Origin of the sequence: Faecalibacterium sp. DFI.5.82 (assembly GCF_029076575.1) — a bacterium.
GTDB lineage: Bacteria > Bacillota > Clostridia > Oscillospirales > Ruminococcaceae > Faecalibacterium > Faecalibacterium duncaniae.
Genome location: NZ_JARFIS010000052.1, coordinates 1 through 503, shown reverse-complemented (window position 1 = coordinate 503; position 503 = coordinate 1). Strand labels below are relative to the sequence as shown.

At 62.4% G+C, this 503-nt stretch carries 1 protein-coding gene; it reads left to right on the top strand.

The window, feature by feature from the left end:
• Window positions 1-503 (top strand): AAA family ATPase (locus tag P0G09_RS15515; protein ID WP_275253096.1); only part of this gene is annotated, 503 nt, incomplete at both ends.

Here is a 503-nt window from a genome sequence, read left to right as displayed (position 1 = left end):
CCAGAAGTCTGGTGAGTTCGAGTTCAGGCCCGGCCCGCTCTTCACCAACTTTGTGCTGGCGGACGAGATCAACCGCGCCACGCCCCGTACCCAGTCGGCCCTGCTGGAAGCCATGGAGGAAAGGCAGATAACCGTGGACGGCGTGACCAGCCGCCTGGCTGAGCCCTTTATGGTGCTGGCCACCCAGAATCCGCTGGAATCCTTTGGCACCTTCCCGTTGCCAGATGCCCAATTGGACCGTTTTTTCATGCGGCTGTCGCTGGGCTATATGACCCGGGAGCAGGAGCTGGAGGTGCTCTCCCGCCCCTCGGCCCAGACCGTGCTGAACGAGCTGCAGGCCGTCGTTACTCCCGAGGAGACCGCATACGTCCGCACGGCTTTCCGGGAGGTCAAGGTCTCCGAGGAAGTCAAGCACTACCTTATGGACATCGTGGAAGCCACCAGTACACAGAGCGGCTTTGTCAGCGGCGTATCCACCCGCGGTGCGCTGGCGCTCTATCAGG